Raw genomic sequence first — 7,015 nt, 5'->3', positions numbered from 1 at the left:
TCTATTTATTAGCTCGGGTGATTAACCTACCTCCCCCCCAACAGATAAGTGCGGTCCTGTCAAAGTTAATAAAATTTCGTAGAAACCTTGATAAATATTGAAAAAGACGTATGCCAATTCATACGTCTTTTCTTGTGTCTTTTAATAAGAAAGCACCCGAAAACGGAACCCTTTATAAAAAACAGAGCAGCTTTTAAATTTATAGTTCTTCACTCTTTTTCAACAAATTAACAGAATTTCTAAAAAGCGGAATTAAAATAAATACCCCGATGATAAAAAGTAAAGCAGAAAATTCGTACATTGTTACTAATGATGTTGTTTTTTTCAGCCATCCGCTTGCACTCATCGTAATGACCATTGTCCCCATAAATATCGGGTTTAATATACCATTGACTCGCCCGATAAAAGCTTCTTCTGTATTTTTCAAAATCATTGTATTAATTCCAATGTGTATGCAAGGCATAAACAAACCGCTGATAAATTGGGCGGTCAATGTAAGCCACAGCTGTTCTGATATCCCCATCACAAAAAATCCTAGGGCACTGGCGCTCATTCCAATTGCGAGTAAGATTTGCGGAGGAGTCTTTTTAGCTAACCCCATCGTAAGGCCTCCACCCAAAATCATCCCCGCTCCGAACGCGGCCATCAACCATTGAAGATCCTCTTTTGGTAAACCTAGTCTTTCCGTAATCAGGAAAACAGACAGTGGCTGGGTTAGCCCTAGTCCTAGACCTGCTGCAGCAAAACAGCCCCCAAGCAAAGTGAGTGCCCGGCTGTTCCATACATAACGGAACCCATCCTTCATTTCCTCCATGAGCGTGGTTTTCACAGGGCCTTCCTCTAGTTCACGGTCAGGAGGAAGCATAAATAGTATCGCTGCTGACAGCAAGAAGGCAATCCCCATAATGGCTATCGCTGCACTGATGCCATAATGCTGAAACACAAAAGTGCCGATAATCGGCCCTAAAATCATAAACAAAGCAAACACCGTTTGGTACATAGACATACCCATCTGAATTAGTTCTTCCTTCACATGGAGCTTAAAAAGTTTCATTCCAGCAGGCTGTGAAAACTGTGAAAGAATCGATGACACCAGTGTGGCGAAGAAAATGACCTTCCAGCCGCCAAATACCAGTGATAACAGAACAATAAAGATGGATACAGCACTGAGGAAATCACACCAAATCATCGTCCGCTTCGGCTTCCACCTGTCTGCGAAGGTGCCTCCAATAAAGGAAAAGAGAAAGATTGGCGCAAATTCTGCCACAGAAATTAGTGAGACCGCAACAGGATCTTCATTTGTTTGTTCGATGACAAATAATAAGATGGAATAATTCCGTACCCAAATACCGATTTGTAAAAATAACGTCGAGAGTAAGATGGTACGTATCACCTGATTTTTAAATAAGTCCCCCATCGAAATGTTTGTTTTTGTTTCTTCCATAAAAAAACCTCCTCATCCATCATCTGGACAGGAGGTAGAGGTACTTAAGCAGCAAAAGGGCACAGTACACCAAGTACTTTTTTCTCCCTTTTGACTATAAAAGCCCGCACTAATCCTATCCAGAAATATGTTCGTTTGCTTATCCGAATTTTTTTCTTTTAATAGGTTTAGTGAATCATTGGCTTTATTGTCACCCTTTCAATTATCGTAGTTTCCATACTACTGGATTCAACACATAGAATCAATAGCGAAGTTTGTCGTAAGATGGATACCAATGAAAATCTCCTAAACCTAAAGCTTAAAAATCTTTTCTAATGTTTTCATGGACTCAGGACCGCATATCTTAGCAAAGTGGTTTTTCAGCTCTTGTTTTGCTTCGTCCATTTCTATTTTTCTTTGTTCCACATGGTTATTTTCTGACCAATAGGTGAGTGTTTCGAAAGATGTACTGCTCCAGCCGTTTTTCTCGCCCGAAACGTTGGTTTTCTCCTTTGTTCCAGAGACAACAATATCCATAGACCCCTGTAATTCCAACAAAGCGTTATCAAACTGCTTTTTCTTTTCTTTGTCTTTCATGCCTGCTTTGGTCCTTAATACTCTTGTGTCTATGCCTTCTTCCTCACTGATCAGTCTAAATAATTCCATGGCTTCTCTTGAAACAAGTCCGTCATTAAAACGTTTAGCTACTGTATCCTTTGACCCTAATATCGCCCTTACGAAAGGGAGGAGTTCACAAGAGATTAAAATTGACTTTTTCTTAATAAATTTTCCGTAGGCGGCTACTCCATCAACCGGGAATCTAGCACGCCACATCCATGGGTCATCATCCGAACCTGAATACCACTGCTCTTTCGAAGTGATGCTATCAAGTGATGGATAGTGAGGTATTAGCGGTGATAATGGAAGTAAACCAACCTCTTTAATCACCTGAACTGCTTCCTCATATGTACTAATTTTATAATCTACCACGCCAACCATTCTCCCTTTAATCCGATTGTCTCTTTATTTACTTCCCTATTAGTTTAGGTAAATCCTTCATATTCTAAACTCATTGGAACCATAAAAATGATATAATACTAAACATTAAATATATCGTACAAATGCAAAATATGGTGAATTTTTATTATAGAAAAATCAGAAGTCAGGTGGATAATCGTGTTAGAAAAATTCCCAGTTTATATGACGTCTTTCAAGCAAGATCGATTGATCAGCGTATACTTGCCTGATAGTTATACTGAGGAAAATAAAAGATTCCCAGTAATGTATATGCATGACGGACAAAATGTTTTCGATGATGAAGGGGCCATTGGAGGGGGTTCCTTAGGAATGAAAGACTACTTAGACAAGAGCGGACTCGAGATTATCGTAGTTGCAGTAGATCAAAACCCTGAGGGTGATGAACGAATTAACGAAACCTGCCCATGGGTGAATGGCGAAGTAAGCAAACAAATCTTAGGATATGCCAGCGCATCAGGCGGTCGAGGTAAAGAATATATAGATTTTATTGTGAATGAACTGAAACCATTAATCGATGAGAAATACCGTACGATTGAAAATCATACCTCAATGACCGGAATATCATTAGGTGGGTTAATCTCAACGTATGCGGCTTGTCGTTACCCGGATATTTTTAAACGAATTGCAATAATATCGCCCGGATTTTATCGGAATCAAGAGGAAATCGAAAAACTACTACAAGCTTCTGACTTATCCGCAATTGAGAAATTTTACATGGACTTTGGAACAAAAGAAGTCGGTGCCGATGAAGAAATGAACCAGATTTTTCTTGATCTTACCAATAGTGTTTATCAGATATTAAGCGAAAAATTAAACGACCTTCACTTTCAGCTTGTCGAGGATGCAGAACACTCCTATCGTTTCTTTAGAAAAAGAATACCAAAAGTACTCTCCTATTTATACTCAGATAGATAGACGAATTCAAAAAGGTGTCAGGCACCACGATGGTGCCTGACACCTTTTTGATAACACCGGATTAGAACGGTTTTAAGGTCATCAAGGCGATGATGATGAGAAAAATCACATTTTCAAGGTTTTCAAATCGAAAGAGGATCCTTGATAATTTCCAATATTCTTCGGGAATTTCTTCACTTTTATGAGATTCTAGCAGTTCTTTCACTGGTTTGGACCTAGGTGATAATACGAGTGGTCCAATAGCTAGTGCAGCTAAGAAGAGAACGAGACTGGTTACATACCAGCCCATTCGAAACAGGCTTGGATTGATGATTCCCATACTCACCCCTGTGATTAATAATAGCGTGCCGCCAACCATTACAAATATATGTAGCTTATGTCTAATCCTATATGAATGTCTTAATTCAGTCATGTTTTTACCAGATTTGACCACTGTCGTTAATATGAAGCCCGGTCCCATCCCCAAAATGGCTGAAAAAATATGTAGAGTTACAAGGATTTTATAGAAAGTAATCAATTCCTCCAACCTCCATTCCTTCCAATTCCCATTTTATCATATTCTTATCTAATATATTAAAGTGAAATATAGTAGTTTTTGTGGCTGTATTTTTCTATGAATAAACCTCATTTTAAAGTTAACCCTATATATATATGATGGATACAAAGGAGATTATCTGTGAAACCTTATGAAATTGTTAATATGATCATTGATGAAGAGGCATATGACCAAGAAGAAGTAACAGCTGATTTTACCTACCAAAATCAAGATTATAGTATCACCTTTAAGAAAGGGGACCTCGAACTCGTTAATGCCTGGGTTTTTAAAAATGACAAATCCCTGCCTGCAAATTTAGCTGAGAATATCATTGAACAAATCAGAGAAGATGTTAAAAACAGAATTTAATCGTGGCTTACAAACCTTTAAGGTCATCAGAAGTCCTCTGATGACCTTAACTACTGCTTTAATTTTGAAGGATTACGGAGCATCAACCGGTTTCTTGGTTACTTTTTAATTGTGCAAATATCTTTTGATAGGCTGAAGCCTCTTTTACCATCCCTTTAGATTGATACATTTTACTAATTTTCCGTACAGGTGATGGATTGTCTGGCTGCATTTCCATTTCCCAGAAGAAGCAATCGATAGCTTGGTCGAATTGCTTAAACTCTGCATAGTAATCACCCAATTCCATCATCCGATCAGGATCCTCTAATAATTTTACCATTTCCCCAATTTTTCCAATCACTTCTAAATTAGGAATTACTTTTGTAATCGGAAGTAGTTTTTCATAAACGGTTTTAAGGTCATGCTCTTTAAGGAGGATTTCAGCAAATTGAAACACTTTCTGTTCAAATTGCTTGCTTTTTTCTGAGTTTGGCAGGTGCTGCAGTAATTTAATGAAATCATCAAAATGATTTAGGACAAATTTCGGGTCGGAATGCTCCCATATTGTAAGGAGAATAGCATTATAGGAGTCTGGCAGGTCATCAATAAAATTCAATAAACATAAGGCCGCTTGCTCATACTTACCAGTTTGAAGCATTTTTTGGATCATCGCTTTTGAATCAGGAAGCGCTTGAAATGGATTGATGTTGATTTTCCCTAGGATGAGCATCCATTCTTCCATCGTCACAAAACGTAAAGCAATGCCAGTATATTTTTCAATAGAATTATTAGCCGTTTGAAGCTTATCAGAGGTTTCTAACCAAAGCAGAAGCCCCTCTACACTGTCGTCTTTACTTAAGATCTCTTCTAACACTATTCGTTCATTGGCATTCGAGCGATTTTTGAAGCAATGTAACTCCACAAAAAGGGGATCCTTTGCTTGGATTTCAGGTAAACTGGAGGAATGGTAAAAATGGTGGTATGAACTAAATTCTTGGGAGACCAAACGTTCTTGTGCTGATTTCAGGTCTGGTGCGAAGGCAGCTAACATTTGAAGGACCTGATAGGATTTCATAAATTTCCCGTTTCGTCTAAAGTGGAAGAAAATCTTATCAATCGTCTTGATCAGAAGTTCTTTTTCGAAAAAAGAGTCAAGTGTAGTGAGTATATAGACCATTTCTTGGGGTGAATAATGAAGTTCGAGATGAGAAAAAAGGGTACTTTTATTCGGAATTGTCACGTTTACGCGGGGGATTAAAGCACTTAAGATTGGATGCGGGGATTCAATTAGAATTCCTTCATGAATGGCTTTATGGATAAATGTCCCTTCCTCGACATGATCAAGTTTCCCGCCAAAAATAAGGGATTGTTTATAGAAAATTAGATAATAGCTTTCGTGGTCTTCCGTTATAACCTCCATTACCTTACTTCGTGAAAATACGGCTGACCTGATTACCTCACCTTTTAGCATATGTTTTTTATCTTTTATCGAAATTTTGGTTGGCATCATTTCTTTTTTATCCATTTTATTTTGCCCCCAATCATAATATAAGCATATTTACTTCCGTGACTTTATTATAACATAATTGAAAAAAGGAGGTCCTTAAACCGGTAACGAATTCCTTTACCAATCGCAAACCCGAATTTGTTCCCTAAAAATGAATTCATTATGTACCATTTGGATTTATCACAACTTCATCTTCTCCGTATCCATTATAAGTATCTCTCAACAAAACCACATTCCTTACATATGGTAGTTTATGCTCTCAAAAGGTGGTGTTAAATATGAGCGAAGGTACTAATCACGGATCCGGATTTGCTTTTATTGTTGTACTGTTTATTCTTTTAATCATCGTAGGTGCATCCTTTATGGGTGGTGGCTACGGCGGTGGCTACGGCGGTGGCTACGGTGGCGTTGGTTATGGTGGAGGCTTTTGTTGTTAATTCCCTCACGTCAAAACAACGTTAAGAATTCATACTCTGACAGGTCGTTATGACCTGTCTTTTTGATTAACTTTAAGGTACTTTAACATGCTTTCCGATTCCTCCATTGAACAAATCAAACTAATAATGTACATAACTTTTATTTCAAAATTAGGTATTAAACTAGTCCATACAATCAAAGTTCACATAGACTAATGATGTAACAAGACAAATTCATATGGAGGTCGTTTAATGATGAATAGACAAAGTGGGTTTGGTGGTTTTCCACCCAATATGATGCCAAATCAGATAGCTCCATTTCAACCGATGCAAGGTCAATTCTTTCCACCACAAGGATGTCCAGAATACTGCCCACCTCAAGTGTTTCCTGCTCAGTATGATCCACCGTTAGTTTCACCAGGACAACAATATGTTAAGACAAATATATTCAATAAAGTTGTAACGCATTTACATCCTTCTCACACGACTACAGTCAATAAGCAAATGATTAATCATAAACACTTTTTCCCACATACCGAGTCATGTGTAAATGAATGTTGTGAAACACATACCATGTGCGGAGTTCCATATAATCCTTGTTGTCCGCCAAGACCATTTGGATTCTAGCTTCTTTTAGCCCCCCCCCCGGTTAGGGTAAAGGGTTCCGTTTTCGGGTGTTTTCTTATTAAAAGACACAAGAATTGACGTATGAATAGCATACGTCTTTTTCTTTATTTATCCAAGTTTCTACGAAATTTCATTAACTTTGACAGGATCCGCACCAATCTGTTGGGGGGGGGGCGGCAGGTTAATCACTCGAGCTAATAAATAGG

The 7,015-nt window shown here is 38.1% G+C and carries 7 protein-coding genes and 1 pseudogene; 4 read left to right on the top strand and 4 right to left on the bottom strand.

Annotated elements, in window-relative coordinates:
• Positions 1–199 precede the first annotated feature (199 nt).
• Complete coding sequence (locus tag BDR01S_RS23860) at positions 200–1,444, bottom strand: MFS transporter (protein ID WP_066250883.1); 1,245 nt, start codon at positions 1,442–1,444, stop codon at positions 200–202.
• A 291-nt stretch (positions 1,445–1,735) separates the two neighbouring features.
• On the bottom strand, positions 1,736–2,413 hold the full coding sequence (locus BDR01S_RS23855; RefSeq protein WP_066250880.1) for an AlkZ-related protein: 678 nt from the start codon (positions 2,411–2,413) through the stop codon (positions 1,736–1,738).
• Between the two features lie 186 nt (positions 2,414–2,599).
• Between BDR01S_RS23855 and BDR01S_RS23850 the strand changes: the two genes are divergently transcribed.
• Entirely contained in the window at positions 2,600–3,376 is a 777-nt protein-coding gene (locus BDR01S_RS23850) for an alpha/beta hydrolase (protein ID WP_066250878.1), read from the top strand.
• A gap of 61 nt (positions 3,377–3,437) precedes the next feature.
• Here the strand turns inward: BDR01S_RS23850 and BDR01S_RS23845 are convergent, their stop codons facing one another.
• Positions 3,438–3,893 carry a DUF2269 family protein gene (locus BDR01S_RS23845; RefSeq protein ID WP_082797567.1) on the bottom strand — a complete coding sequence of 152 codons (456 nt, stop codon included), beginning with the start codon at positions 3,891–3,893 and terminating at the stop codon, positions 3,438–3,440.
• Positions 3,894–4,052: 159 nt separating this feature from the next.
• Here BDR01S_RS23845 and BDR01S_RS23840 point away from each other — a divergent pair, with 159 nt between their 5' ends.
• Positions 4,053–4,280 (top strand): hypothetical protein, encoded by a 228-nt coding sequence (locus BDR01S_RS23840; protein ID WP_066250874.1) that lies wholly within the window; start codon positions 4,053–4,055, stop codon positions 4,278–4,280.
• Positions 4,281–4,362: 82 nt separating this feature from the next.
• Here BDR01S_RS23840 and BDR01S_RS23835 read toward each other — a convergent pair whose 3' ends face one another.
• Positions 4,363–5,784, bottom strand: coding sequence for a tetratricopeptide repeat protein (locus BDR01S_RS23835; protein WP_066250872.1), 1,422 nt, complete (start codon positions 5,782–5,784; stop codon positions 4,363–4,365).
• 260 nt (positions 5,785–6,044) lie between these two features.
• Here BDR01S_RS23835 and BDR01S_RS26770 point away from each other — a divergent pair.
• Both BDR01S_RS26770 and BDR01S_RS23830 read left to right on the top strand, forming a co-directional pair.
• Positions 6,045–6,137, top strand: a pseudogene (locus tag BDR01S_RS26770) (YjcZ family sporulation protein); the annotation flags it as partial.
• A gap of 297 nt (positions 6,138–6,434) precedes the next feature.
• The gene (locus tag BDR01S_RS23830; protein WP_235846646.1) at positions 6,435–6,809 is read left to right on the top strand and encodes a CotD family spore coat protein; all 375 of its coding nucleotides are present in this window, start codon (positions 6,435–6,437) and stop codon (positions 6,807–6,809) included.
• The last annotated feature ends 206 nt before the right edge of the window (positions 6,810–7,015 follow it).

This window comes from Neobacillus drentensis NBRC 102427 (assembly GCF_001591445.1).
GTDB classification, from domain to species: domain Bacteria; phylum Bacillota; class Bacilli; order Bacillales; family Cytobacillaceae; genus Neobacillus; species Neobacillus drentensis.
Note: the sequence above shows the minus strand (reverse complement) of the source record. Positions and strands in the feature narration are given on the sequence as shown.